The organism is Rhizobium sp. 268 (assembly GCF_036571585.1).
GTDB lineage: Bacteria > Pseudomonadota > Alphaproteobacteria > Rhizobiales > Rhizobiaceae > Rhizobium > Rhizobium redzepovicii.
Genome location: NZ_JAPPSO010000005.1, coordinates 205,779 through 232,006 on the forward strand (window position 1 = coordinate 205,779; position 26,228 = coordinate 232,006).

Sequence of the window (26,228 nt, forward strand, 5' to 3'; positions counted from 1 at the left end):
AACTGACTTATTGCAATTTATGCGTTTTAATTGTAGCTGGTTTTCATCCGATATTTCGGCCATTCCAAGGCGATGGTCAGTGATCGCCGCGCCAGTAAGCAGAAATGAGCATTTCAATGGCGTTTACTGAAGCCGTTCGGACGGTTTTCAAGGAGAAATATGCGACCTTCTCCGGCAGGGCTTCACGCTCGGAGTATTGGTGGTCTTATCTTCTCTATGTGCTGGGGCTGATTGCATTTGTGATTGCAATTAGTGGAACCCTCGTCGCCGCTCTTAGTGACATTGCATCTTTGTCGCTAATGATTGCCGTCCCAGTCACCTCGCTTGCAGCAAGCGGAAATGGGGGCATTTCAAATGGGGTTTACTGAAGCTGTTCGGACTGTTCTGAAGCAGAAATATGCAACCTTTTCCGGGAGGGCCTCTCGCTCGGAATATTGGTGGTTCATGCTATTCTGCGTACTGGCGCTGGTCCCGCTTGCAATTCTAGCCTTTGTGCTCGCCTACGCCACCAGTGGCGGCGGAGTCCCGTCACCGGTTAGCTATACCGTGGTCATCTGGATATTGTTCGCGCTCGCAATCCTTTTGCCAGGGATATCCCTGCAGGTTCGCCGTTTCCATGACCGCAATATTTCCGGTTGGTGGTATCTCGCGCTGTTTGTCTGCGGTTATAGTCCTTATGTCGGTATCGTCACGGGCCTCGTGATCTTTGTCATTTCCGTGCTTCCGGGCACCGAAGGTCCGAACAAGTTCGGTCCGGATCCGTTGCGTCCCGAAGCGCGAGCAGAGGTATTTGCCTAGAGCATGAGCAGTCGTAACGCCGGCCTGCTGGTGGCCTTGTTCCTGGCCGCCTCGGCTCCCTTTCCTCCTGCGCAAGCGCAGGACAGCACCAGTCAGCAGGCCGAGGGCGGTGATCTTCAAAGGAGCACCGCTGGGTCCGAATATACTTCGCAGTGCCAGCAGAACGGCTTGCGCTGTACGCTCATCTATGGCGACGCCTCTGCGAAAGATGCACCGGCATCGAATACGACGACATCGTCACCGCAACGCAAGCCGTTGTTTATCCCGCGCGAGCCGGTCGTCAGCGGGCCACTGGCGGTTGCCGTGGTGCTCGTCGGTCTCATCGTGGTTATCGGACTGTTGATACGCTTCGGCAATGGCGGTGTCTTGCTCTCATCGGCTCCCCGCGACATGAAGCGGCAAGGCGAGGCGCCGGAAAGCTGGCGCACGTCAGTTGCGGAGGCTGAGGGAAAGCCGAGCGATTTCCTGCAGCGCATTGCGGCCATGGCGGATCGAAGGGAGGCGCTTGTCCTCTTGCTCAGGCATTGCCTGCTGCACGCGGCGGATATTACCGGAACACGGCTTTTCCGCGCCGATACGGAACGGGCGGTTTTCGCCCGGCTGCCGAAGAATATGCCCGACCGCGAGCGGCTTGCAAATTTCCTGACTGCGGTGGAACTTGTGCATTACGGTGGCCGCAGCGTTGCGGAAAACCATTTCGGCGTCCTTCTCACGACGGCGCGCGACCTGCTTGCAACGGGCAGATTGGCCCATGCGTAAGTCGGCCCCCGTTTTAATCCTGCTTCTGGTGCTTGCGCTGGCAGCGCTGGCACTTTTTTGGCTGCCGCGGGGCAACGATTTCGACCGCTCGCCGCTCGGCAACAAGGGATTGGAATTGTGGCTGCAGGCCAAGGGAATCCCTGTCATCCGATCCGACCCGCATGTCGCCCGAGCGAGTTCGGAAATCTCGCTGCGCATCGTTCCCCTGTCGATACGCCAAGGCGAGGCTGTTGCCCCTCGGCCAGACGAGGATGATGGCCCGGCAAACCCGGCTGAGGAGGCAAGCCGATACGCCCTGCCGACGCTGATCATTTTGCCGAAATGGCGCGGCAGCGTGTCAACGGATGGTATTGCCAGCAAATCGGGACTGGTTGACCTGATCGATATCAGCGGCGAACTCGACAAGATCGGGTACTCGGATTTCGGCTTCGCCCGCAGCAAGACGGATTTTGAAGAGGCGCAAACCCAGCTGAACCCGGGCCAGCCAATCAAGATCGACCTCTATCAAGCACAGACCTTCGAGCGGTCGAGCCTCCCGAGCGGCTGCAAAGAGATTGGCGGCACGCCGTTGGGTGCACTGCTCCTGCGCTGCGCGCAGGAGCCCAATGTCTATCTGCTTTCGGATCCCGACCTGTTGAACAATCATGGATTGGCTTTGGCTGACAACGCCGTCTTTGCCGTGTCGCTGATCCAGCATCTGCGCGGCGCCGGCGAGACGCGGCCGGTCTACCTGGATACGGCCGGCCAGCCTCTGGACAGCGAAAAACCGGTGGACGAGGGCAAGTCTTATGAGCGGTCGGCCTCCGATCTCCAGCGGTTTTTCGCCTACCCGCTCTCCGTCATCTGGGGGACGCTGCTTGTCGTCGCGGCGATCTGCTTCTGGCGGGGCGCCTATCGCTTCGGGCCGCCTTTGCGGGAGGCATCCGCAAACATCGAGCTGTCGAAGACCGCCGCGATCGATGCTACGGCGCGGCTCTTGCGCCTGTCGGGCAATGACGGGCGGATGGCCGGCCAGTTCGTGCTGCATCTGCTTGCCGACAAGGCGCAGCTGCTCTTCGGCTCCGGAGCCGGCAATCAGGCCGGCATAGCGCGGCTGTTTCAACGCCTGGCGCGACAGGACAAGGCAGCCGCGCAGGCCCTGCACGCCGTAGCCGAGGCGCTGATCGAACGCGGACATGTGATGACGCGGGCGGACCTGCACCGCAATCTCGATACATTCAGAAAATCGCTGGGGAGCTTTGACCTTGGATCTAGGTGAATTTCGCAATCTTATCGCCATCGTTCGCGGCGAAATCGGCAAAGTGGTGCAGGGTCAGGATGCGATCATCGATCTCGTCCTCATCTCGATCTTTGCCGGTGGTCACTGCCTCGTCGAAGGCCCGCCCGGCACGGCCAAAACCCTGCTAGCCCGCTCGGTTTCCGCCGCCATGGCGCTGGATTATCGCCGCATCCAGTTCACGCCCGATTTGATGCCCGGCGATGTGCTCGGCGTCAATTTGTTCAACTTCCAGACCAATCAGTTCCATCTGACCAAGGGGCCGGTCTTTACCGATATCCTTCTGGCCGATGAGATCAACCGCGCCCCGCCGAAGACGCAATCGGCACTTCTCCAGGCGATGAACGAGCGGGTGGTGACGCTTGACGGGACCGATTACTCCCTGGGACCGGATTTCTTCGTGCTTGCGACGCAGAACCCGATCGAACAGCAGGGCACCTATCCTCTGCCCGAAGCTCAGCTCGACCGCTTCCTGTTCAAGCTCGTCGTCGATTTTCCCGACCGCGATACAGAAATTGCCATCCTCTCCAAACACGCCAGGCAGGCGCTGCAATCGGATATGCGCAATGCCGGCATCCGCCCGCTCGTCACCAGCGCCGCGCTTGCCGAGGGACGCGCGCTGATCGATGCGATCCATCTGGATAGCACGATCCTGACCTATGTCGTCGACCTGGTGCGCGCCACCCGCTCCGATGCCGATATTCTCTACGGCGCATCGACGCGCGCCGCCGACGCTCTTGCCTCTGCCGTGCGCGTGCGTGCGGCCTTCGAGGGCCGGGATTACGGTTTGCCGGATGATGTTCAGGCCTTGCTGGTGCCGGCGCTTCGCCATCGCATCATTCTCTCGCCTTCGGCCGAAATCGACGGCCGCACACCGGACGAGGTGCTCCGCAACATCATGAACCGCGTGGACGCGCCCCGTTAAATGCGGCCATCCCGGTATCTGATCGCGCTTGTTCTGATTTTGGCGGCGGTGACGGTTTTCGTCAGCGTGTGGTGGCACGATATGGGCTACCTCCTCATCGGCCTGTGGGTCGCGGTCGCGGCATTGACGGCAGGCGATCTGGTGATGTCGGCCCTGTCTGGCCGGATGACGGTGGAATTCGATCTGCCGCCGCAAGGCTTTGTGGGCCACACCGCCGCGTTTACACTCGCCATCCGGCCGCAGAAGGGTGCGGTGCCTCGGAGTATAGAGAGCCGCCTCGATTGCGCGCCCGAGCTTGCCATCGGCGAAAGCAGATTGGCGAGTGGCACATTGGGCGCGGGAGAAGAACAGACCAGTGCCGCCTTCGATCTTCATCTGACGCGGCGGGGACGATACGCGGTCCATGAGCTGTGGCTGAAATGGCCGTCGCGGCTGAAGCTGCTCGATATGGTCGCGCGCATGCCGGTGGGAAAAGAGATCGCCGTGCTGCCCGACATATCGCCGGTGCTGTCGGGAGCGGTCAAGACCCAGATCCTGCCGCTGGAAGCCGGCCAGAAGGATCTACGGCTGCGCGGCGAAGGATCGGAATTCCATCAGCTGCGTGAATTTGCCAGCGGCATGGATCCGCGCAGCATCGATTGGAAACGGTCCGCCCGGATGCGCAATCTGGTCGTGCGCGAGATGCGGGCCGAACGAAACCACCAGATCATCCTGTGCGTCGATTCCGGGCGGCTCATGGCCGAACAGCTCGGCGGCTTCACCAAGCTCGATCGCGCCATCAACGCGGCGCTGGCCATGTGCTGGGCCGCGGGACTTGCCGGCGATCTCGTCGGTTTCTACAGTTTCGACAGCCGCCCGCGCCTGTTCGTGCCGGCTCTGCCCGGAAGAGCGGCCTTTCCGCGGCTGCAGACGATGTGCGCAGAGCTTCGTTACGAGACCCAGGAGAGCAACCATACGCTGGGACTGACGCATCTGTCCGGGCGCCTGAAGCGACGGTCGCTGATCGTGATATTTTCCGATTTCGTCGACAGCATCACCGCGGAACTGATGATCGAGAACATCCAGGTGCTCGCCCGGCATCATTTCATCGTCTACATCGCCTTGCGCGATCCGACGCTGGCGAAGCTGACGGAACCCGACGAAGTGACAATGGACGCCGTCGCCCGCTCCGTGGCCGCGCGCCAGATCCTGCAGGAGAGGCGCACCGTGATGGAAAAGCTGGCGCGTCTCGGCGTACTCTGCCTCGACAGCACGCCGGAGGCACTGACTTCGGATCTCATTGCGCGTTACATCGAAATCAAATCCCGTGAGATGATATGATGGATATCGGTATTGGCGACAGGGGAGATACGGGCGGGGTGGTCAACGTCGGCGCCATCCAGGCCGATATGCTTCGCTCGGCGCGCTTCCGGGTGGAGCGTGAAGCGCACTGGCGTCAGCTTGATGACCTCGTGACACGGGCCGAAAAGGGTGGCGCGGCAGCGCTTGGTTATGACGAGGTCCGCAATCTCGCCGGCGGCTACAGGCAGGCGATGAATTCGCTGAGCGTGGCGCGCGACATTTCCCTCGACCGCGCGATGATCGCCTATCTCGAAAGCCTCTGCGCCCGGGCCTATCTGGTCGTCTACGCGCCGCAGGAAAGCCTCGGCGGCCTGCTCACCCGCCTGCTGGTGCAGGGCATCCCGCAGGCAGTGCGCCGATCGGCGCTGCCTCTGTTCATCGGTTTCCTCGCGCTCGTTCTGGGCGCGCTTGCCGGCTACAAGCTCTGCAACAGCGACCCGAGCTGGTTCTATGCCTTTGTGCCGCCGGACCTCGCTGACCAGCGCACCCCGGACGCATCGGCAGAATACCTCCGCTCGACGATCTATGGCAATGAGGGGCATAACAGCGACAGGCTGGCCGCCTTTTCCGCCTTTCTCTTTTCCCACAACACGACCATCGCCGTGCTGATTTTCACGCTCGGCATTTTCGTGTCGCTGCCGAGCTTCATCCTGACCTTTTACAACGGCCTGATCCTGGGCGCCTTCTATGCGATGTTTGCCCGCAAGGGCTTGGGTTACGAGGTGTTCGGCTGGCTTTCGATCCACGGCGTGACCGAGCTTGCGGCCATCGCCATTGCCTGCGCCGGCGGCGCAAGGCTCGGGCTTGCCGTTCTTCTGCCGGGTGAACGAACGCGCAGGGAGGCGTTGCGCCACCAGGGACACGATGCCGTCAAGCTCGCGATCCTGGCGGCGCTGATGCTGATCGTGGCCGCCTTGATCGAAGGCTTCCTGCGCCAGCTGGTACAGGATCCGATCTGGGGCCTTACCATCGGCTGGGGCATGGGTCTCTTTTGGGTGTGCTGGCTGCTGTTTAGCGGCCGGGATAAAACCGTTTCGCGTGAGCCTGCGCGATGAACCAGGCAGTTCAGCACGGCAAACGCGTCGAACAGTTCATCCCGCCGGAGGGTGTCCCGATCGCTTTCGCGATCGGCTCCATCGGCAGCCGCCTCGGTGCGCAAATCCTCGACATCATCTTCACCGGTATCCTCATCTTCATCTGCGCCTTCGTGATCGGCTTTACGGGAATCCTGCCTTCGAACGTCGAGGCGATGCTGATCGTCCTGCTGGGTTTCTTGGTGCGCACCCCCTATTACATTCTCTCGGAATTGATCTGGAACGGACGCACGCTCGGAAAAAAGATAACCGGCATCCGCGTCATCAACGCTAGCGGACGGCGGCTGACGCCACACCAGGTGACCGCGCGCAACCTGATGAAAGAGGTCGAGATCTTCGGCCCGATGAGCCTTCTGGCGTCGATAGAATATCAGTCAGCGTGGGAAAACGGTTTGACGAGCATCTGGCTTCTGGTGGTCGTGATCGTTCCGCTCGCCAACCGGCGCCGGCAACGGCTTGGCGATATCATCGCCGGCACGCTGGTGATCGACAATCCCCGCTCCGTGCTTTTGCCCGATCTCGCCCTGTCCGCGCCTGCCGCCGCCGCGCAGTCGGAATTCGAATTCCTGCCCGAGCATCTCGATGTCTACGGCAAATATGAGCTGCAGACACTGGAGGACGTGCTTCGCGACACCACAAAGTACGCCCAGAGCGAAGAAATCGTCCAGATCGTGCGCACCATTATCCGAAGGATCCGATATCCTGACACCGTCAAGCCCGGCCAGGAACTTCTCTTCCTCAATGAATTCTACCGCGCCCAGCGCGAGCATCTGGAGAGCTTGAAGCTATTCGGAACGCTGCGGGAGAATAAGTATTACGAGCATACGCGGACGGAGGCGAAGAAACTTGTTTAAGGGCCTGAATGCGCTGGCAGGCCGGAATATCGAGTATCGTCTCCTCCTAACCGGCCGGGCGCATGTCGCGCCCGATTGAACACCAGTATTCTGCGGCTGTCATAACCTGTCGATCGAACACTGAAAGAATTGTGGTTGCGAGTTGCAGCCAATTGACATTGGAAATCTGCGCAGTTGTTCTGCGCTCAGAGATTGTAATTCAGGGGTAGTATAATGAAGCTGCATATTCTAGGCGCTATCGCGCTTGTTCTTGCTACGGCGGGTCATGCTCAAGCTGACAGAGCCGCAGCGGCATTCTATTTTCACAGTTTTACGAAATCGGGATGCGGCTTCAACATGACGGCAGAATCGGCAGAAAAAGCTGCAGCCGCTCTTGGAATGAATGATTTTCACGACCCATTGTTTCCGGCGGTGGCAGCAGTGTGTGCTGAAGTGAAAAAAGGAAATAAAAGCAAGGTCATCGAGATCCAGGTTCGCGACAGTCACAATGCGCTGCGCAAAGTCAGCCTTGAGAAAGCCAAGTGGTGGCAATGACGGAGCGGCGCGGCTTGGCGGAGATCCGGTTCGGCTGCCTTGACGGTACCGTTCCTGCCAACGCCGCGAAGTGCAAAAGGTCGATCTCCCGCTCCTGGTCGATATCGTTGATTTACTCGGACAAATAGGGCGGGCCGGCATCAGGCTTCTTTTTGAACGCCCTCTTGAGCGCATCCAGGACGACACGAATAGACGGAACGTCCTTGATCTCCGAGTGCACGACCAGCCACAGCTCCCTTACGAGAGCATGTTCGCCCTCGATGCGCTGGAGATCTGCGGGGACTGCGAAATCGGGCAGCATGACGACACCCCCGTCAAGCCTTGCGGCCGCGACCTGAAACTCCAGAACGGATGATCGCAACGCAATTTGGCGACCGGCGGCCACTTCCTTGAGACGCAGCTGCTGCGGCGAGGAATTCATCGGTTCATCGTAGCCGATAAACGTCCATTCGGACGGCGCAACGGTTTCGAGGTAACGCTTCGAAGCGAAGAGGTCGAACGTGAGCTCCTGGAGCTTGGTGATCGAATAGTCGCCATCTTCCGGTCTAGACAGTCGTATCGCGATGTCTGTCTCGCGCCTGTTCAACGACGTAAACCGCTTCTCGCCAACAAGCGTAATCTGCACACCCGGATGATCGCGCCGGATGGCCACGATCGGTTTTGCCAGAAGCGCGCTCGACAGAGCGGGAGGGGCGCTGATCCTCACATGGCCGCGCACTTCCGTCGCGCTGCTGCGCCCAATCTGCTCGACCGCGGCTGTCTGCAACGCGATGACAGCGGCATGCCTGGCAACCTTCTCGCCTTCCGGAGTGAGAACGACGCGACGCCCGCGGCGGTCGATGAGCTTGCGTTCCAGCGTTGCTTCAAGCGATGAGACGCGCCGGCTTATGGTTGCGTGTTCGACGCCGAGCTGCTTCGCCGCGCCGAGAAACGTTCCTGACTGCGCCAGCGCCAGAAAATGCCGCAAATCGTCCCAATCGAGGTGTGTGAATTTGTTCCCATTCATTGTGCAGCAATAGGGAATTTTCACCCGCTTGGCCAGCCGCTAGCCTGTGCGCATCATGGAGATCCAACGATGACAGATCAGATCGTAATGTTGAACGCCCCAGGCGACGTCACTCGGTTTCAGGTACAGGATCACCGCTCCGCTGCTCCCGGCCGGGGCGAGATAAAAATTCGTCATGAAGCGATCGGGACCAACTTCCTGGACATCTATCATCGGAAGGGCATCTATTCGATGCCCTCTTATCCGGCCGTGATCGGTGCTGAGGCTGCGGGTGTCGTGGCAGCGGTCGGCCCAGACGTGACCGACTTGAAAGAGGGCGACCGGGTGGCGTATGCCGGGCCGCCGGTCGGAGCCTATTGCACGACAAGGACCATTGCCGCTGAAAGAGTGATCAGGCTTCCCGACTCGGTTTCGGCGAAAACGGCTGCGAGTTCGCTGCTCAAAGGCATGACGGCCTACATGCTGCTGAAGAAGACGTGCGATGTTCGGGATGGAAGTCATATTCTGATCCACGCGGCCGCAGGTGGGCTCGGGAGCATCCTCGTTCGTTGGGCCAAGTCGCTCAATGCCACGGTGATTGGCACCGTCAGCACGCCCGAAAAGGCGGTGCTCGCCAAGTCCTTCGGCGCGGATCATCTCATCGTCGGGCGAGGGGCCGATATCGTCGCGGAAGTCCAGCGGCTTACGAATGGCAATGGCGTTGACGTCGCCATTGACGGAATTGGCGGCGATATGCTGGTCAACAGTCTTCGTTCGGTCCGAGCCTTCGGGATGGCTGTGACCATCGGGCAAGCCGCCGGTCCGGTTGCTCCGGTTCCGGTCGAGGAGCTTCGGCCGGGCAAGTCGCTCTCTCACCCTAGCATCATGGCTTGGTGCGCCGATGTCGAAAGATACCGCGAGGCGGCGCAGGCGGCAGTTCAGGCCATGGAAGCAGGGATCGTCTGCCAGATCGCGGCCGAGTTCAGCTTGGCAGATGTTGCAAGAGCGCATATGGAAATGGAGTCGGGGCGGGCCGCAGGCAGCATTTTGCTAATACCTTAGAGCATGGCGCGCAGAGGATGGCTCCGAAGCCGTCTCTACGGCAGAAACAGCACGTTATACTGATCGAATTCCCCCGGCAGATCCCGCACCTTCATCTCCTCCTCGCGGTCCTCGAAGAGGACGAGGCAGTCCTCGTAGTAGCCGGCGAGCATGGAGATGAAGGCTCTTGTTCCTTCGGCTCCGTAGAAGAGCGGGGTGAATTCCATATGGAGCGGCACGCGGCGGCTAAGTAGGGGCTGCATAGAGAGGCAGGCGATCGGCTCGTAGCCTTCGATATCCATCCAGACGAGGCCGATTGCTCCAGGGTCGATCGACAGGCCGGCGAGGATTTCGGACACTGGCTTCACCGGCACGCTAATCTTCCTGTCGGTCGGGCTCTGGCGGATGGCGCTGCTCTTGCCGTGATTGTTGCGGTTGAGGAAGAAGTCGATCTCGCCTTCGCTCTCGCCGGCGGCGCAATTGACGAGATGGACCTTTTCCGTCAGCCGGTTCTGGCGGATGTTGAGTTCAAGCAGCGGGAAATTGCGCGGGTCGGGCTCGATGCTGACGATCCGGGCGTAGGTACCGCTCAAGGCGAAATAGACGGTCTGGGTGCCGATATTGCCGCCGATCTCGAGCAGCGTCGCATCCTTTCTGAGGAGACCGCGCTCGCGCAGGATGACGATCAGCCGGTCGACCGCGTCGCGCTCGAAATGACCCTTCCGAAAGACCTTGCGGCCGATATAATCCGAAGGCGAAAAGGTCATCAGATGATCGCCGGCGTCGACCGTCATCGAGACGACGCGCGGGCCGATATTTTCTATCAGCAGGCGGCGGCCGAAGCGAGTGCCGAAGAAGCGCGAGGCCGCGGCATTGCGCGCCTTGCGCAGCCGGCGGCTCCAATATTTGGCGGTGAGCCAGGGCTTGCCGGGCATCAGTCTTTTCCTTCGAGCGGTTCTGCCGCTTTCTCTGTCGGAATGACATAGACTTTCAAGGGCAGGGCGCGGCCGCGCACGCTGATTTCACGGCTTTCGATGCCCGAAAGATCGGCGCCGGAGAGGCTCGCCACCGGTTCGGAGATGACGATCGCCGCTTCGAATTCCTTGGCCGCACTTTCCAGCCGGCTCGCGACGTTCACGGTATCGCCGATCGCAGTCATGCTGCGCACCCGGCCATAGCCCATCGTGCCGACGACGGCCGGGCCGGTGTGGATGCCGATCGCGATGCGCAGCGGCAGCGCCAGTTCCTCGGCCAGTTCGGCGGCGAGCTTCTCGATCTCGGCGACGATCGCGGCAGCCGCCTTGAGCGCCTGGCGGCAGGCTTCCTCAGGCGCGGTGTTGAGGCCGAATAGCGCCATGGCGCCGTCGCCGATGAACTTGTCGAGCCGCCCGCCCGCCTGCTCCACCGCCTTGCCGATGATGGCGAAATAGCGGTTCAACAGGAAGACGACGTCGAAGGGCAGGCGCGTTTCCGTCAGCGTGGTGAAATGGCGGATGTCAACGAAGAGCACGGCGATCTCACGTTCGCGCCCCGGGCTGGTCTCCTGGCTGTTGGCGGGAAGGGCGGCTTCGAGCGCCGGCACGAGCAGCGGCGCGACCGCGACATCGCGGTTCGGGCGAAGCTGGCAGGCAAGCCGCACGTCCGGGCCGGCATTGATGCGCCTCAGCGTCGTCTTTTCCATCTTGTCGGGGACCGGCAGGTGCTCGTAGTCGCCGAGGATCTGCACCCGGCAGGTGGAACACTGGCCCTTGCCGCCGCAGACGGAATAATGCGGCAGGCCGCCGAGCCGGCTTGCCTCCAGCACCGAGAACCCGCGCGGCACACGGATCACCTCGCCGCCCGGATAATGCACGGCCACCTGGTCGAGGGCCTCCTTCAGCCTGCGCCGGGCGCGGGCTGCGACGACGATCAGCAGCGCGGCTGAGAAAGCGCCGTAAAGCCCGGCGCGGATCGTCGAGACCTGGCCGAGAACCTCCGGGTTCGAGGCGTAACGGGTGTTGACCGTCGCCTTATAGGGGCTGTTGGCGACCGCCTGCTGATAGGAGGGGTCGGCCAGCGTCCGACCCATTTCAACGAAACCGAGCAGCGAGAGCACCGGCACGAGGATTGCCAGCGCCAGCAGCAGCGGCGCCAGGCCGGGGTACCAGGGGCGGTAGCGCAGCCAGAAATGCAGGCCGATGCAGCCATGGATCCAGACGGCGAGGAGACCGAACGCCTGCCGGAGGCCGTTTGCCGGCGCCCGGATCCACAGCGAGCCGACGACCGTCTCGTAATCATCAATATAACCGTAGAGCTCGTGGGCGACGCGCGTGCCGATGACATGATCGATGAGAAGCAGCGGGATCAGCAGACCGAGCACGATCTGCGCCATCTCGCCCTTTGGCATGACGAGGCTGCGGCGCATATAGATGGCGCGCAGCACCAGCGCTATATGGATCAGAACCGACGAATAGAAGATGGTCGTCCCGACAGGATTGCGCCAGATCGCCATGAACAGGCGGGCAGCCTTATCGGCGGCGGAGACGGAAATCAGGCCGATCGCATGGTTCGACAGGTGCAGCAGGACGAAGATGAAAATGACCAGGCCGGAACCGAGCCTCGCCCTTCTGATCATACGCTCCGAAAAAATCCCTGTGGCCGAGACCGTCGTCATTCATTCCCGTTCTTGTCGATGCAACCGCAGGCTCATAGAGATTGAGAAAGAGGCGGAATTGTTTCCATCGCGATCACATTCCATATGCTTATGCGCAAGTTTTAGGGAAATGGACAATAGCGGAGTTTCGCCACCGGGCATGACGGCCGGAAACACTGTGTCTTCATATGAGGGTTGTGCATGCGGGTGGCTTTTTACGCGCCGATGAAATCGCCGAACCATCCGGTGCCGTCGGGCGACCGGCTGATGGCGCGGCTGCTGATCCGGGCGCTTGAAATGGCCGGGCACGAGGTCGAGGTCGTCTCCGAATTCCGCACCCATGCCGCGACACCGGAAGCGGCAGCCGACCTCGAACCGGCGATCGGTGCCGAACTGCAGCGGCTGCGGCAAAAATGGACATCCACGCCGCGACCCGAACTCTGGTGCTGCTATCACCCCTATTACAAATCGCCCGACCCGTTCGGGCCGGTGATCTCCGCCGAATTCGCCATCCCCTATGTCACCGCCGAGGCGTCCTATGCGGCGAAACGCGATAGCACCGGCTGGGCAGGCGTGCAGAAACGCGTGGGCGAGGCGATCCTGCAGGCGGCCGTCAGTATCAGCTTCACCGAACGCGACCAGGCGGGCCTTTCGGCCGCCTTTCCGCAGGCGCGGCTTGCCGGCCTGAAACCCTTCATCGACACGGCGCTGTTCGAGAGGGTGCCGCCGGCCCCCGATCCGCTGCGGCTGATGACGGTGGCGATGATGCGGGCCGGCGACAAGATGGCAAGTTATGCCATGCTGGCAAAAGCGTTGCGGCTGATCGAAGACCGGCCCTGGACGCTTGCCGTCATCGGCGATGGCCCGATGCGGCACGAGGTGCAGGGGCTGTTTTCCGCCTTTCCCGCCGGCCGCATCGAATGGCTGGGCGAGCGGGATGCTGCCGAAATCGCCGGTCTGCTCGGGCGCGGCGGCATCTATCTCTGGCCGGGCTGCGGCGAGGCTTACGGCCTTGCCTATCTGGAAGCCCAGGCCGCCGGCCTGCCCGTCGTCGCGCAGGAGACGGCGGGGGTGCCCGCCGTGGTCGAAGCGGGGGTGACCGGCCTGCTGACTCGGGATGGTGATGTCGCCGCCTATGCCGCGGCCGTGGCTGCCCTGCTGGATGATGGGGAGAGGCGCGACGCCATGGGCCAGGCGGCGCGCCGCTTCGTGCTCGGCGAGCGCTCGCTGGCGATGGCGGCCGAGCGGCTGGACGGAATTTTGCGAGCCAATGCGGCAACAGGAGTAAGGCGATGACCGACATGACGAGCTGGGAGCCGCTGCGCCGTGAGCTCGACCGCTGGCAGGCCGCCGGCCGTGTGGCCCGCTTGTGGCTGCGCGACGACGATGCGATCGAGCCGACGCCTGATCTGGAGAGGCTGCTGGCGTTAACCGGCGAAAGCAAGGTGCCCCTGACGCTGGCCGTCATTCCTGGCCTGACGGGCGAGGCATTGGCGGCGCGGCTGGCGGCAGAGGCCGGCGTGACGGTTGCCGTGCATGGCTGGTCGCATAGCAACCATGCGGGTCCGGAGCGGAAGAAGCAGGAGCTTGGCAGTGACCGGCCGGCGGAGATCGTGCTCGGCGAGCTGGGTGACGGGTTCCGGCTGCTGCAGCGGCTCCATCCGGCCCGTTTCCTGCCGGTGCTGGTGCCGCCGTGGAACCGGATCGACGCCACCCTCATCCCGGCGCTGCCGGATCTCGGCTTCGCAGCGCTTTCGGTCTATGGGCGGGCAAGGCAGGGCGGGCCGATACCGCTTCTCAACACCCATGTCGACATCATCGACTGGCACGGCACCCGCGGCGGACGGAGCGAGGCGGAGCTGGTGGCCGAGTTGGTGGCGGAATTGCGCGACCGGTTTGCCGGCAGCGACGAACCGATCGGCGTGCTCACCCACCATCTGGTGCACGACGCCGCCGCCTGGGATTTCCTGTCGGCCTTGTTTGCCGCAACGGGACGGCATCCCGCCGTCCACTGGTCGGCGGCATCGGCACTTCTCAAGCCGTGAGGCTTGCCGGTCGATGGCCGATCAGTTGGCCGATCAACTGGGATGAACGCGCCCGAGGAAATCTCGCATCAGTGCGGTGACCTCATCGAGATGCGTCTCGAGCAGCCAGTGGCCGCCGCCGAGCAGATGCAGTTCCGCATCCGGCAGATCGTGGAGATAGGCGCGCGCCGATTGTTCCGGCATGTAGTGGTCGTTGGGACCCCAGACGATCAAGGCCGGAGGCCGGTTTTCCCTGAGGTATGCCCGATGCTGCGGAAACCACGCCCGGTTCTCTTTCAGCCCGGCGATCAGGTCGATGGCGATTTCCTTGCGCCGCGGCGTCATCAGCGACCAGTGCAGCGTCCAGAGATCCGGCGGGATGGCGGCGGCCAGAGGCGGCGGCAGGTCGTTGAGGAATTCCTCCTTGAAGGTCTCCTTGCTGATCGCCTCGGCCAGCATCTTCCTCATCTCCGATCGCGGCAGCGACCACGTCGCCTCGATATCCGCATATTTCGGCCCGAGCGCATCCTCGTAGGGAATATCGCCGTTCTGGATGATCAGCGCCACGATGCGCCTGGGATCTTTGATGGCCAGTCGCGCACCGATGGGCGAGCCGAAATCGTGGAGGTAAAGGGCGAAGCGGTCGATCTCCAGCACGTCGACGAAAGCCTCCAGCCAGGCGGCGTAGCCATCGAAGCTGTAGTCGAAATCGTCGGGCGTGCCGCTATAGCCGGCACCGGGGAAGTCCGGCGCAATCAACCGCCAGCGGTCAGCCAGGCGCGGCATGAGATTGCGGAATTCATAGGAGGAGCAGGGATATCCATGCGGCAGCAGCAAGACAGGCGCATCGCGTCTTCCGGCTTCGCGATAAAACGTCTCGACGCCGGCAACGGTGATCCGGCGATGCCGGACGAGGGTCGCTGTCGGAGCGTCTCCGGCGGCGCTCACTTTCGGTCTTCCTCAAACTGTTCGGCGCCCTCGACCGGCCGCAGCCACGCTTCCCGGCGCTTGATCCAGAGTTCGTAGCGCGGCACGAGCGGCGTCGGCGCATCGGAGAGAATGCCAAGCTTGATTTCCGCCTCTTCGTCATCGACGGAAAACAGTCGCGAACCGCAGCCGGTGCAGAAATGCCGGCCTTGGAACGCGCCGGTTTCCCCCGCATGTTCGAATTGGCCGGCGGGCCAGATCCCATAGAAGGTGAAGGCCGAACCACTTTCCTTCCGGCAGTCCATGCAATGGCAGATCCCAACGCGGCTGGGTTCGCCGGCAACAGAGATGCGCACCTGCCCGCATAGGCATTGTCCGGAAAGTACGGTCATGGCTGACACCCGTTTCGAGGATCTTGCGATGCCGAGAAAACGGTCCGGCTCGGGATCGGTTCCGTAGCAAGCTCAAGCGCGACCGACTGCGGCCGGCGAAAGCGGCCTGCAGCCTGTCAGATCACCACGGTCTGATTGTCGCGGGCGGCAAAGGATTCTGGGAAGGCGGCCTGCGCCTGGGCTTCCATCTGCGCCAGCTGTTCGTCGGTGCGCGAGGGGGCGTGGTGGAAGAGGGCGAAGCGTTTGGCGCCGGCGATCTTTGCCAGCTCGGTGCCGTGCTGCCAGGTCGAATGGCCGAAGCCCTTGAAACGCTGCATCTCGTCTTCATTGTAGGTGCAGTCGTAGACGACGAGATCGGCGTCCTTCATCATCTCCAGCGAGACCGGGTCGTGGCTGCCGGGAATATGCTCGATATCGTAGATCAGAGCGACCGACCGGCCCTGCCATTCGATGCGATAGCCGATGGCGCCGCCCGGATGGTTGAGCATGAAGGTCTTGATCTCGATGCCTTCGTGAGGCGTCAGCGCCTGGCCGGGATGGAAGTCGCGGAAGTTCATCGTCGCCTGACAGATATCGGTCTTCACAGGAAACCAGGGCGGGCTGATGAACTGCTCGACCATCTCACGCGTGCTCATCTTGCCGTCGAGATGGCCGGACCAGATGTTGACGTTGATCGAGGGGTAATAGATCGCCTTGAAAAAAGGCAGGCCGATGATGTGGTCGTAGTGGCAGTGGCTGAAGAACAGGTCGACATCGCTGACGCCGTCGGCGAGCAACGACAGCCCCGCCTCGCGCAGGCCGGAGCCGGCGTCGAAGATCATCCTGTGTTCTCCGCAGCGAATTTCGATGCAGGAAGTGTTACCGCCGTAGCGGTCGAATTCGGGGCCCGAAACGGGAATACTGCCGCGGACGCCCCAAAATTTTACCTGAAACAGTTCTGTCGTCATCGTTCTTCAAACCGGCCTTCCCGCACCGCCATCGTAAACATAGTTTATCCCGATGCGAAGCAGCAGAATTCCACGGGTTTGCCTGTGTCCCCTTTCATTCTCCTAACCGCTAGCGGAAGAAGAAGTAGATTTTCCTAAGCAATCGGCTTTCGCCTCGGAAAGCAACCCAGTATGGTTGGTTTTCGGTAAACGTGCTGTTGGGGCGGGGACATTTTCCCGTAAATCATGCCTATTAGATGGTTGCGCGCGATCGAAAAAACAATTGCCGCCCATCCGACCCTGATTCCGCTGTCACCCGCTTGCGCTAAAACTCTCTAGGCGGCCGAAAGGCAAGGCATGCACGGCTGCGGCGGGGCCGGATTTACATCCAGGGTCAATCTCGGCAGAAAATAGCATCCTCTGAGAAAATTGTGCACGCCGCGGCACGAATGTTTCCTTGATCGCTATCGCCGAAAAGCGATATATCTGATGATACGAAAAATATAAGAGATTCGGCAATGCTGCAGCCTGTCGTAAACGAGACCATCGCCGAGAGCAGTTACCGGCGCATTCGGGCTGACATTATTTTCGGGCGGCTGGCGCCCGCCCAAAAGCTCAAGCTGGAAAGCCTGAAGGAGTCCTACGAGACCAGCATCAGTACGCTGCGGGAGGTGCTGAACCGGCTCTCCTCCGAAGGGCTTGTCGTTGCCGAAGGACAGAAGGGGTTCGAAGTCTCCCCGGTGTCGGTTTCCGACCTCAAGGAGACGGCGGCGATGAGACTGCTCCTCGAGAGCCATGCCTTGGAGCAGTCCCTTGCGCGTGGCGACGTGGAATGGGAGGCGCCGCTGGTTGCGGCCCACTACAAACTGGCGCGGATGGAGCAGGTCATGTCATCCGGCGATACCAGCAGGGCCGAGGACTGGAAGCGTTACGACTGGGAGTTCCACCAGGCGCTGATTTCGGCCTGCGGATCGAAACTGCTGATGCAGACCCATTCGGTCATCTTCGACAAATATCTGAGATATCAGATGGTCGCCCTGTCCTACCGGGGCGATGTCGCCGCCGAAGAACATCAACAGCTTTTGGATGCGGCCTTGCGGCGGGATGCGGAGACCGCCAAGCGGGTGCTTGCCTTCCACATTCAAGGCGGGGTCGAGCATGCTTTGGCGCGGGGGACGTTGAAATGACGACGGATGCTCGCCGGGCCATCACATCAGGAAGAGCCATGCTCAAACAGATCCACGACCCGGCTGAAACGGTAAGCGATGTCGTTTTCCGGCAGATCCGCGAGGATATAATCTCGGGGGTATTGCCGCCGGGGGCGAAGATCAAGCTGGAGCAGGCAAAGGAGCGCTACTCCATCGGCATTTCGTCGCTGCGCGAAATTCTGAGCCGCCTGACCACGGAGAACCTTGTTCTGGCCGAAGGGCAGCGTGGTTTCGAAGTCAGCCCGGCTTCGCGCCGCGAGCTGCTGGAGCTTGCCGATCTGAGGATCGTTCTTGAAACGCATGCGATCGGCCTTGCATTCGCTGCGGGAAATCTCGAATGGGAAGGGCGCATCGTCGCGGCCCATCACCGCCTGGCTGCCGCGGAGCGCAAGCTGCTGGCGGGCGACACCTCGCGCACGGTCGACTGGGTTCGATATGATTGGGAGTTCCATCAGGCAATTGTCTCGGCCTGCAATTCAGAGACGTTGATGGCGACCCTGTCGTCGGTCTTCGACCGCTTTCTCCGTTATCATATGCTGGCCGAAAGCTTTCGCGGAAAACCTGTCGTCGACGACCACCGGCTGTTGTTCGAACTTTCCATTCAGCGTGACGTCGCCGGTGCGACCGAGGTGGTCAAACGGCACGTCCATAGCGGCGTCGAACATGTGCTGAAGAGCGGCCGCATTCTCTAGAGCGCATCGCTTTGAAGCCAGGAAATTAATCGACGTCTTTCGGAATTCCCTCCGGGCGCATCTGTCTTTTCAGCGCGGCGATCCGGAAAATTGCGTTCGGCGCGCCATAGCCGCGATAACCACGGCGCTCGACGATCTCGAAAAAGAAACCCTCTCCATAGGTGCCGCTGTAGAGCTGGAAATACTCGCCGTGCTCGTCCCGGTCATAGAGGATGTTCTCCGCTTTCAGCCGCTCGGTCATGACGGGATCGAGCCCGAAGCGGGCTTCGACGTCTTCGTAATAGTTCGGCGAAATATGCAGGGAACTGAAACCGCAGCTGCGAAGTTTTTCGGCGGTTGCAAGGATGTCGTCGGTCGAAAATGCCAGGTGTTGGATGCCGGAGCCGAACTTCTCGGCAATGAAATGTCCGGCCAGGGTGCGGCGGTTTTCGGCTCCGTTCATGGTGATGCGCAGCCCGCCCGACTGGTTCTCGACGACCTGGCTGCGCACCACCCCGGCTGGATCGATGATGTCGACCATCGGGGTCTTATGGGTCTCGAAGATCGACGTATAGAATAAAAGCCAGGTGAGCATTTCATCATAGCCGACCGTCTGGGCGACGTGGTCGACGCGGAGAAGGCCGGCAGACGCCGTGTCGGTGTCGTCGGTGACCGGGCGAAAGTCGATTTCGGAAAAGCGGCCGAGAGCGCTCTTGTCGTCGATCAGATAGACGATGCCGCCGCCGACGCCCCGAATGGCGGGCAGCTCGAGTTCACCCTCCGCCACCGGCTGGGCAAAGGGCTCGGCATCGAGAGCAAGCGCACGCGCAAAAGCCATTGCGGCATCGTCGACGACCAGCGCCATGGCATAGGCAAACGTTCCATGTACGGCATAGGCCGCATTGGCAAATCCCGCTTGATCGACATTGACGAGGATGCGGATCTCGCCCTGCTCGAACAGCGAGACTTTCTTGGTGCGGTGGACGGCGGTCTGTTTGAAGCCGAGGGTGCGCAGCAAGGCCACCAGTTCGACTTCATCCTGTTCGTCCGTGGCAAACTCCACGAAGCCGACGCCCTTGACGGCCGCCCGTTCCGGCATCGCCGCCCCGGTCATGCTGCCAGAGCCGAGATGGTGGCGCACCTGATCGCCGAGATAGATCAGCGAGCGGTGGCCATCGGCGGCGATCGGCCGCGACAGGCCGCCTCGAAACTGGTCGTTGAAAATCTCCAGGGAGAAATAGCCATCATAACCTGTGGCGGCGACAGCTTCGGTAAAGGCCGTGACGGGAAGGTCTCCTTCGCCAGGCATATTGCGGAAGTGGCGGCTCCAGTAGAGTAGGTCCATGTCGATCAGCGGCGCATCGGCAAGCTGGACGATAAAGATCTTCTCTTTCGGAATCGAGCGGATCGAGTTGACGTCGATCTTGCGTGACAAGGTGTGGAAACTGTCCAGGATGAGGCCGACATTCGGATGATCGGCGCGCCGCACGATCTCCCAGGCGTCGCGGTGGTCGCTGATATGGCGACCCCAGGCGAGCGCCTCGTAGCCCACCCTCAGACCACGCCGGGCGGCTCGTTCGCCGAGCTCCCGGAAATCCTCGGCCGCCCGGTCGATGCCGCCGATGGCGGCCGGCGAGACGTTCGAGCAGACCAGCACCAGATCCGTTCCAAGCTGCTGCATCACGTCGAACTTCCGTTCGGCACGGTCGAAAGTGCGGCTTCTAAGCGGCTCCGGCATGCCCTCGAAGTCGCGAAACGGCTGGAACAGCGTAATCTCCAGCCCATGGTCGCGCACCAGTTTACCAACATCGGCCGGGCTTCCGTCGAAGGCCAGGAAATCGTTCTCGAAGATTTCGACGCCGTCGAAGCCCGCCCGGGCGATCGCCTCGAGCTTCTCCGGCAGTTCGCCGCTGATCGTCACAGTCGCAATCGAGGTCTTCATGTCAAAGCCCTTTCGGCATCCACCGCCAGCTGCGAAAAATCGCTCTCACCTATTATCGCTAATCTCTTGAGTAATTCAAATAGATTGATGCATTATAAAATCTCATATGATTTTCAAAAACTCTGTTGATTTACACGTTCGTCTCTGGCAATCATTCTTCCCACAGTCAAAAGGTGAGGTGGCTGTCCGGTCGAACGACCGCCAAAGAGGAGGAAACATAATGTTCAAATCTATGCTGACGCGTCGAAACGCGATACTCGGAGCCGCGGCCCTGGTGGCTGCCGTCACCTTGGCGCAACCGGCCGCCGCCATCACGCCCGACGAAATCAAGGCCCGCGGTAAGATCATTGTCGGAATTCAAGGCGACAACCCGCCCTGGGGCTTTGTGACCAGCGGCGGTAAGCAGGACGGCCTCGACGCCGACATCGCCACGCTGTTCGCCAAGGAACTGGGCGTTTCCGTCGAGTTCGTGCCGCTCGAAGTCAACAACCGCATTCCGGCGCTGACGGCGGGGCGTGTCGACGTTCTGTTCGCGACCATGGCAATGCTGCCGGATCGCGCAAAGGCCGTGCAGTTCAGCAAGCCCTATGTGGCCAATGCCATCGTCCTGATCGGTCCCAAATCGGCGGAGATCAAGACGAATGCCGACATGGCCAAGTTCAGCGTCGGCGTCGCCAAGGGTGCAGCGCAGGATACGCAGGTGACGAAGAACGCGCCTGAGGGCACGACGATCCGGCGCTATGACGGAGACGCTGCGAGCGTTCAGGCCCTGGTTTCCGGCCAGGTCGATACGCTGGGCGGCAACATCTTCTACATGGACCGGGTGAACAAGGCGCGCCCGGGCGAATTCGAAAACAAGCTTGAATTCCAGAAGCTCTACAACGGCGCCTGCACGCGTCTCGGCGAGAAGGAAATCAATGCGGCGCTGAACAGCTTCATCGACAAGATCAAGACAAACGGCGATCTCAAGGCCGTCTACGACAAGTGGATGAAGGTGCCGGTCCCGGAATTCCCGGAAAAGCTGGAAGGCATTCCGTTCGCGGCGAACTGAGCGAGCGTCGGTTTGCGTCGGTGGCTGCCGATTGCCCCTCACCCTAACCCTCTCCCCGTAAACGGGGCGAGGGGACTTGCCTCACGAAACGCTGGTGAGGGATTGAGAGGATGCGGCATATCCCCTTCGCCCCGTTTACGGGGGTCCGAAGGACGGGTCGAGACCCGCGGCTCGACCCCGGTCGGTGGCGGCAGCCGGATGAGGGGCACGCGGCCGTCTCCAGACGAATCTTATCCATGATGGCTGGCAGCCATGCCCGTCAACACAACCGCCATGCTTGTGGCCCGGCCCGTTTGAGGTGCGCGACATGACCAGAACCATTTTTGTGCTCAACGGACCGAATCTCAACCTGCTGGGGGAGCGCGAGCCCGCGATCTATGGCTCGACGACGCTGGCCGATATCAGGGACAGGTGCCTGGCAAAGGCTGAGAGCCTCGGCTTTGCCGTCGACTTCCGCCAGACCAATTTCGAGGGCGAGCTTGTGGAAAGCGTGCATCAGGCCCGCAAAGAAGCCTGCGGCATCATCATCAATCCGGCCGGCTATACCTTCACCTCGATCGCCCTTCTCGATGCGCTGAAGATGTTCGATCCGCCGAAGATCGAGCTGCACATCTCGAATGTTCATGCGCGCGAAAGCATCTACCACAATTCGCTGATCTCGCGCGTCGCCACCGCCATCATGATCGGCTTCGGCGCCCGCGGTTATGAGCTTGCCATCGAAGCAATGGCCGACATGGCGGGAGCAGCGAAAGCATGAATTACAAGCTGGATTTCACCCCTGTCATCGATGGGCTGCCGAGCCTTCTGCTCGGCTGTCTCGGGACCTTCCTGCTTGCCATTTGCGGAATGCTGCTGGCGATCGTCATCGGGATCGGCGGGGTTGCCCTGCGCGATTCCGCGCTCAAACCCTTGCGGTGGCTGGTCATCGCCTTCGTCGAACTGATCCGCAACACGCCGTTCCTGGTGCAGATCTTCTTCATCTATTTCGCGCTTCCGCTCACCGGCATCCGGCTGGATCCGACGCCGACGGCGATCATCGCGCTCGGCATCAACGGCGGCGCCTACGCGATCGAGATCATTCGCGGCGGCGTCCAATCGATCCCGAAGGGGCAGATGGAAGCCGGCCTGGCGCTTGGCCTGCACAAGGCGCAGGTCTTCCGGCTGATCATCCTCAAGCCGGCATTGCGGGCGATCTATCCGTCGCTGACCAGCCAGTTCGTGCTGTTGACGCTGACCACCAGCATCGCCTCGGCGATCTCGGCCTATGAGCTGACCTCCGTTTCCCAGCGCATCGAATCGGAGAGCTTCCGGAGCTTCGAGGTCTACTTCACGGTCACGCTTTTCTATTTCGTGATTTCCTGGGTGATGATGCGCCTATTTGCGGCGTTTTCCGCCCGCTACTTCAAATATCCCGTCAAGTAGGAGGATTCCATGGGTCACGACGAGTTCGTCTTCCTCCTGATCGGTCTGAAATGGACCGTGCTTCTGTCCGCCGTCGGCTTTGTCTGCGGCTGCATTGCCGGGCTCGGCGTCGCTCTCGCCCGCGTCTCGGGCAACCCGCTCTTGGAACGCCTGACCGCCGGCTATATCGCCGTCTTCCAGGGAACACCGCTTCTGATGCAGCTTTTCGTGGTCTATTACGGCCTGGCCCTGCTCGGGCTGATGCTCGATGCCTGGGTGGCCGTCGCGATCGGCCTGACGCTGCATGCCAGCGCCTATCTCGGCGAGATCTGGCGCGGATCGATCGAAGCGGTTCCGCGCGGCCAGACGGAAGCGGCAAAGGCGCTCAGCCTCAGATACGTCTCCCGCATGAGGGATGTCATCCTGCCGCAGGCGCTGCGCATCTCGCTGCCTGCGACGATAGGCTTCCTGGTGCAGCTGATCAAAGGCACTTCGCTTGCCTCGATCGTCGGCTTCACCGAGCTGACGCGGGCCGGCAACATCATCTCCAACCAGATTTTCCAACCGCTGACGGTCTTCGGCGTCGTCGGCATCCTGTACTTCCTGATGTGCTGCCCGCTGACGATCCTTGGCGCGCGCCTCGAGCGAAAGTTTGCCGCTTCCGCGCGCTGATCCTCATCCCCTTGTTCTTCGATGCGGCCTTGCCCGCCAATTGTGGAGTTCTACCGATGACCAGCCCCATTCCCGCCCAGGCCGCGGAAACCATGATCACCATGGCGCAGGTGGAAAAGTGGTACGGCTCGTTTCAAGCCCTTCACGACATCAACATGACGGTGCGCAGCGGCGAGAGGATCGTCCTGTGCGGGCCTTCCGGCAGCGGAAAATCGACGCTCATCCGCTGTATCAACCATCTCGAGACCTACCAGAAGGGCGAGATCCGGGTTGGCGGCATCGTTCTCAGCGACCAGGCCAAGACCATCGACGCCATCCGCCGGGAGGTCGGCATGGTCTTCCAGCAGTTCAATCTGTTTCCGCATCTGACCGTGCTGCAGAACTGCATGCTGGCGCCGATGAAGGCGATCGGCGTCGGCAGGGCGGAGGCCGAGGACCGGGCGCGCGGGCTGCTTGAGCGGGTCAAGATCCTGGAACAGGCCGACAAATATCCGGTCCAGCTCTCGGGAGGCCAGCAGCAGCGCGTCGCCATCGCGCGCGCGCTCTGCATGCGGCCGAAAGTGATGCTGTTCGATGAGCCGACCTCGGCGCTCGACCCGGAGATGGTCAAGGAGGTGCTGGATACGATGATCGCGCTGGCCGACGAGGGCATGACGATGATCTGCGTCACCCACGAGATGGGCTTTGCCCGCCAGGTCGCCGATCGGGTGATCTTTATGGCGAGCGGCGCGATCGTCGAGGAAGCCCCGCCCACCGAATTCTTCACAAACCCACGGCACGAGCGAACCAGAAAGTTTCTCGGAGAAATCCTGCGGAAATAAGCCGTTTCAAGGCCGACACCTCGTCAAATTCTGGAGCCGATGATGAAGCCATTGAAGATTGCAGTCATGGGAGCCGGCCTGATCGGCAGACGCCATGCCGAGCGCGTGATCTCCGAGCCCGGAACGCTTCTCTCCGCCTTGATCGATCCGTCCCCAGTCGGTCGCGATTTCGCCGGCAATGCCGGCATCCAATGGTACCCGTCGTTCCAGGACATCGGCCCCGAGGACAGGCCCGACGGCGTCATCGTGGCAACGCCGAACCAGCTTCACGTCGAGAATGCGATGGAGATTATCGCCGCCGGCATTCCCGTCCTCATCGAAAAACCGATCGCCGACGACGTCGACGCTGCCGCAGCGCTCGTGATCGCCGGCGAAAGCGCAGGGATACCGCTCCTCGTCGGTCATCATCGTCGCCACAACCCGATGATCCAGGTGGCCAAACAGATCGTCGACAGCGGCAGGCTTGGGCGGATCGTCACGGTGCACGGCACCTTCTGGGTCGCCAAGCCGGACGACTATTTCGACATCCCCTGGCGGCGGGAAGCCGGCGCCGGCCCGATCTTCGTCAACCTGATCCATGATGTCGACCTGTTCCGATTTCTGTTCGGTGAGGTCGAGGCCGTGCATGCGATGGAATCGCACGCCGTGCGCCACCACGCCGTCGAGGATACATCAGTCGTCGCATTGCGGTTCGCAAACGGCGTTCTCGCCACGCTGACCGGCAGCGATGCGGTGGCCGCACCCTGGAGCTGGGAGGCGACGACGGGCGAGAATCCTGCATTTCCCCGCTATGCCGGACATTGCTACCAGATCGGCGGCACGAAGGGTTCGCTCGGCATTCCCGATCTGACGCTTTGGACAGCGACGGCGAAACCGGATTGGCTGGAGCCGCTTGCCGAAGAGCGCGTGGCTTACGAAGCCGCCGATCCGCTTTGCCGTCAGCTCAGCCATTTTTGCGATGTCATTCGCGGCGAAGCAGCACCTCTCGTGAGCGGGCGGGAGGGCCTTGCCACCCTCAGGGTCGTCGAAGCGATCAAGAGATCGGCGCGCTCGGGGCAGATGATCCACCTCTCTGACGCCGGCGCCTCTGCCGATCCCCAGAAAGTCTAGCCACATGATCACCGGGACGACCAAACTCATCGCCCACCTCGGCTACCCCACCGAGTCCTTCAAGGCGCCTCTGATCTACAATCCCTATTTCGAGAAGAACGGCATCGATGCGGTCGTCGTGCCGATGGGCTGCAGGCCGGAAGACTATCCGGCGTTCCTGAAGCTTGTCTTCCGGCTCTCCAATATTCACGGCGCGCTCATCACCATGCCGCACAAGATTGCGACGATGGCACTGCTCGACGAAGCCTCGACCAACGCCAAAGTCGCGGGCTCGTGCAATGCGGTGCGTCTCGATCCGAACGGCAGGCTGATCGGCGACATGTTCGATGGCGAGGGCTTTGTGCGGGGAGTTCTGCGCAAGGGCAAAAAAGTCGAAGGGGCAAATGCGCTGGTCGTCGGCGCCGGCGGCGTCGGCTCGGCGATCGCGGCATCCCTAGCGAAGGCGGGCGTCGCCCATCTGGCGATCGTCGACGCCAACGAGGCGACCGCGGCGGCGCTGCTCGACCGGTTGAAGACATATTACCCCCACCTCCACGTCACGATCGGCTCTCTCGACCCGACGGGCTTCGACATCGTCGTCAACGCGACACCGCTTGGAATGCGGCGGGGTGACCCACTGCCGATCGATGTCGACCGCATCTCCCCATCGACCTTCGTCGGCGAGGTGGTGTTGAGCAAGGAGATCACCCCTTTCCTCGAGGCGGCCCGGGCGCGCGGCTGCACCTTTCAGGTCGGCACGGATATGCTGTTCGAACAAATCCCCGCCTATCTTGAATTCTTCGAATTCCCGACAACGACGGCCGACAATCTGCGGGCCATCGCCAAGCTCGGTTGATGCCCGTTT

General features: G+C 61.6%; 27 protein-coding genes and 1 pseudogene. 21 read left to right on the plus strand and 7 right to left on the minus strand.

The window, feature by feature from the left end:
• Nucleotides 1–116: 116 nt before the first annotated feature.
• The 9 genes and pseudogenes from OS035_RS11845 to OS035_RS11885 all read left to right on the plus strand — a co-directional run.
• Nucleotides 117–254, plus strand: a pseudogene (locus OS035_RS11845) (DUF805 domain-containing protein); the annotation flags it as partial.
• 100 nt (nucleotides 255–354) lie between these two features.
• Nucleotides 355–798: a DUF805 domain-containing protein gene (locus OS035_RS11850; protein WP_183777893.1), complete on the plus strand. Its 444-nt coding sequence runs from the start codon at nucleotides 355–357 to the stop codon at nucleotides 796–798.
• Nucleotides 799–801: 3 nt separating this feature from the next.
• Nucleotides 802–1,557, plus strand: coding sequence for a hypothetical protein (locus OS035_RS11855; RefSeq protein WP_183777894.1), 756 nt, complete (start codon nucleotides 802–804; stop codon nucleotides 1,555–1,557).
• The gene (locus OS035_RS11860) at nucleotides 1,550–2,815 is read left to right on the plus strand and encodes a hypothetical protein (protein WP_183777895.1); all 1,266 of its coding nucleotides are present in this window, start codon (nucleotides 1,550–1,552) and stop codon (nucleotides 2,813–2,815) included. Before OS035_RS11855 ends, OS035_RS11860 begins: the two co-directional genes overlap by 8 nt.
• On the plus strand, nucleotides 2,802–3,758 hold the full coding sequence (locus OS035_RS11865; RefSeq protein WP_183777896.1) for an AAA family ATPase: 957 nt from the start codon (nucleotides 2,802–2,804) through the stop codon (nucleotides 3,756–3,758). Before OS035_RS11860 ends, OS035_RS11865 begins: the two co-directional genes overlap by 14 nt.
• A complete protein-coding gene (locus OS035_RS11870) occupies nucleotides 3,759–5,078 on the plus strand; it encodes a DUF58 domain-containing protein (RefSeq protein ID WP_183777897.1) in 1,320 nt (439 codons plus the stop codon).
• Complete coding sequence (locus OS035_RS11875; RefSeq protein ID WP_331813722.1) at nucleotides 5,078–6,154, plus strand: stage II sporulation protein M; 1,077 nt, start codon at nucleotides 5,078–5,080, stop codon at nucleotides 6,152–6,154. The genes OS035_RS11870 and OS035_RS11875 overlap by 1 nt, the downstream gene beginning before the upstream one ends.
• A complete protein-coding gene (locus tag OS035_RS11880; protein WP_331813723.1) occupies nucleotides 6,151–7,047 on the plus strand; it encodes an RDD family protein in 897 nt (298 codons plus the stop codon). The genes OS035_RS11875 and OS035_RS11880 overlap by 4 nt, the downstream gene beginning before the upstream one ends.
• Before the next feature lie 213 nt (nucleotides 7,048–7,260).
• Nucleotides 7,261–7,581, plus strand: coding sequence for a hypothetical protein (locus OS035_RS11885; RefSeq protein WP_131710714.1), 321 nt, complete (start codon nucleotides 7,261–7,263; stop codon nucleotides 7,579–7,581).
• Between the two features lie 112 nt (nucleotides 7,582–7,693).
• Here OS035_RS11885 and OS035_RS11890 read toward each other — a convergent pair whose 3' ends face one another.
• Nucleotides 7,694–8,587 (minus strand): LysR family transcriptional regulator, encoded by an 894-nt coding sequence (locus tag OS035_RS11890; protein WP_331813724.1) that lies wholly within the window; start codon nucleotides 8,585–8,587, stop codon nucleotides 7,694–7,696.
• A gap of 69 nt (nucleotides 8,588–8,656) precedes the next feature.
• Between OS035_RS11890 and OS035_RS11895 the strand changes: the two genes are divergently transcribed.
• Nucleotides 8,657–9,628, plus strand: a complete 972-nt coding sequence (locus OS035_RS11895) for a quinone oxidoreductase family protein (RefSeq protein WP_222134868.1) — start codon at nucleotides 8,657–8,659, stop codon at nucleotides 9,626–9,628.
• A gap of 35 nt (nucleotides 9,629–9,663) precedes the next feature.
• Here OS035_RS11895 and OS035_RS11900 read toward each other — a convergent pair whose 3' ends face one another.
• Together OS035_RS11900 and OS035_RS11905 are read right to left on the minus strand one after the other, a co-directional pair.
• Complete coding sequence (locus OS035_RS11900; RefSeq protein ID WP_310805636.1) at nucleotides 9,664–10,542, minus strand: FkbM family methyltransferase; 879 nt, start codon at nucleotides 10,540–10,542, stop codon at nucleotides 9,664–9,666.
• Entirely contained in the window at nucleotides 10,542–12,260 is a 1,719-nt protein-coding gene (locus OS035_RS11905; protein ID WP_331813725.1) for an adenylate/guanylate cyclase domain-containing protein, read from the minus strand. The genes OS035_RS11900 and OS035_RS11905 overlap by 1 nt, the downstream gene beginning before the upstream one ends.
• Nucleotides 12,261–12,440: 180 nt before the next feature.
• Here OS035_RS11905 and OS035_RS11910 point away from each other — a divergent pair, with 180 nt between their 5' ends.
• Both OS035_RS11910 and OS035_RS11915 read left to right on the plus strand, forming a co-directional pair.
• Nucleotides 12,441–13,535, plus strand: a complete 1,095-nt coding sequence (locus tag OS035_RS11910; protein WP_331813726.1) for a glycosyltransferase family 4 protein — start codon at nucleotides 12,441–12,443, stop codon at nucleotides 13,533–13,535.
• Nucleotides 13,532–14,284, plus strand: a complete 753-nt coding sequence (locus OS035_RS11915) for a polysaccharide deacetylase family protein (RefSeq protein WP_183854684.1) — start codon at nucleotides 13,532–13,534, stop codon at nucleotides 14,282–14,284. The genes OS035_RS11910 and OS035_RS11915 overlap by 4 nt, the downstream gene beginning before the upstream one ends.
• Nucleotides 14,285–14,317: 33 nt before the next feature.
• Here OS035_RS11915 and OS035_RS11920 read toward each other — a convergent pair whose 3' ends face one another.
• The 3 genes from OS035_RS11920 to OS035_RS11930 form a co-directional block, all read right to left on the minus strand.
• Nucleotides 14,318–15,211 carry an alpha/beta fold hydrolase gene (locus OS035_RS11920; RefSeq protein ID WP_183854682.1) on the minus strand — a complete coding sequence of 298 codons (894 nt, stop codon included), beginning with the start codon at nucleotides 15,209–15,211 and terminating at the stop codon, nucleotides 14,318–14,320.
• Nucleotides 15,208–15,582 (minus strand): GFA family protein, encoded by a 375-nt coding sequence (locus OS035_RS11925; RefSeq protein WP_183777907.1) that lies wholly within the window; start codon nucleotides 15,580–15,582, stop codon nucleotides 15,208–15,210. The genes OS035_RS11920 and OS035_RS11925 overlap by 4 nt, the downstream gene beginning before the upstream one ends.
• A gap of 116 nt (nucleotides 15,583–15,698) precedes the next feature.
• Nucleotides 15,699–16,529, minus strand: coding sequence for an MBL fold metallo-hydrolase (locus tag OS035_RS11930; RefSeq protein WP_183777908.1), 831 nt, complete (start codon nucleotides 16,527–16,529; stop codon nucleotides 15,699–15,701).
• A 497-nt stretch (nucleotides 16,530–17,026) separates the two neighbouring features.
• On the opposite strand from OS035_RS11930, the gene OS035_RS11935 reads away from it, so the two are divergent.
• Together OS035_RS11935 and OS035_RS11940 are read left to right on the plus strand one after the other, a co-directional pair.
• Entirely contained in the window at nucleotides 17,027–17,695 is a 669-nt protein-coding gene (locus OS035_RS11935) for a GntR family transcriptional regulator (RefSeq protein ID WP_054184068.1), read from the plus strand.
• 38 nt (nucleotides 17,696–17,733) lie between these two features.
• A complete protein-coding gene (locus OS035_RS11940) occupies nucleotides 17,734–18,408 on the plus strand; it encodes a GntR family transcriptional regulator (RefSeq protein ID WP_012555316.1) in 675 nt (224 codons plus the stop codon).
• 25 nt (nucleotides 18,409–18,433) lie between these two features.
• Here the strand turns inward: OS035_RS11940 and OS035_RS11945 are convergent, their stop codons facing one another.
• Nucleotides 18,434–20,329 carry a bifunctional sugar phosphate isomerase/epimerase/4-hydroxyphenylpyruvate dioxygenase family protein gene (locus OS035_RS11945; protein ID WP_331813727.1) on the minus strand — a complete coding sequence of 632 codons (1,896 nt, stop codon included), beginning with the start codon at nucleotides 20,327–20,329 and terminating at the stop codon, nucleotides 18,434–18,436.
• A 220-nt stretch (nucleotides 20,330–20,549) separates the two neighbouring features.
• On the opposite strand from OS035_RS11945, the gene OS035_RS11950 reads away from it, so the two are divergent.
• From OS035_RS11950 to OS035_RS11980, 7 genes are all read left to right on the plus strand, one after another.
• Nucleotides 20,550–21,380, plus strand: coding sequence for a transporter substrate-binding domain-containing protein (locus OS035_RS11950; protein ID WP_183777912.1), 831 nt, complete (start codon nucleotides 20,550–20,552; stop codon nucleotides 21,378–21,380).
• Between the two features lie 307 nt (nucleotides 21,381–21,687).
• The gene (locus OS035_RS11955) at nucleotides 21,688–22,137 is read left to right on the plus strand and encodes a type II 3-dehydroquinate dehydratase (protein WP_097625750.1); all 450 of its coding nucleotides are present in this window, start codon (nucleotides 21,688–21,690) and stop codon (nucleotides 22,135–22,137) included.
• Nucleotides 22,134–22,802, plus strand: a complete 669-nt coding sequence (locus tag OS035_RS11960; RefSeq protein WP_012555312.1) for an amino acid ABC transporter permease — start codon at nucleotides 22,134–22,136, stop codon at nucleotides 22,800–22,802. The genes OS035_RS11955 and OS035_RS11960 overlap by 4 nt, the downstream gene beginning before the upstream one ends.
• Nucleotides 22,803–22,811: 9 nt before the next feature.
• Nucleotides 22,812–23,453, plus strand: coding sequence for an amino acid ABC transporter permease (locus OS035_RS11965; RefSeq protein ID WP_097625615.1), 642 nt, complete (start codon nucleotides 22,812–22,814; stop codon nucleotides 23,451–23,453).
• Nucleotides 23,454–23,509: 56 nt separating this feature from the next.
• Entirely contained in the window at nucleotides 23,510–24,274 is a 765-nt protein-coding gene (locus OS035_RS11970; protein ID WP_281424295.1) for an amino acid ABC transporter ATP-binding protein, read from the plus strand.
• Nucleotides 24,275–24,316: 42 nt separating this feature from the next.
• Nucleotides 24,317–25,384, plus strand: coding sequence for a Gfo/Idh/MocA family protein (locus OS035_RS11975; protein WP_331813728.1), 1,068 nt, complete (start codon nucleotides 24,317–24,319; stop codon nucleotides 25,382–25,384).
• 4 nt (nucleotides 25,385–25,388) lie between these two features.
• On the plus strand, nucleotides 25,389–26,219 hold the full coding sequence (locus OS035_RS11980; protein WP_183777916.1) for a shikimate dehydrogenase family protein: 831 nt from the start codon (nucleotides 25,389–25,391) through the stop codon (nucleotides 26,217–26,219).
• The last annotated feature ends 9 nt before the right edge of the window (nucleotides 26,220–26,228 follow it).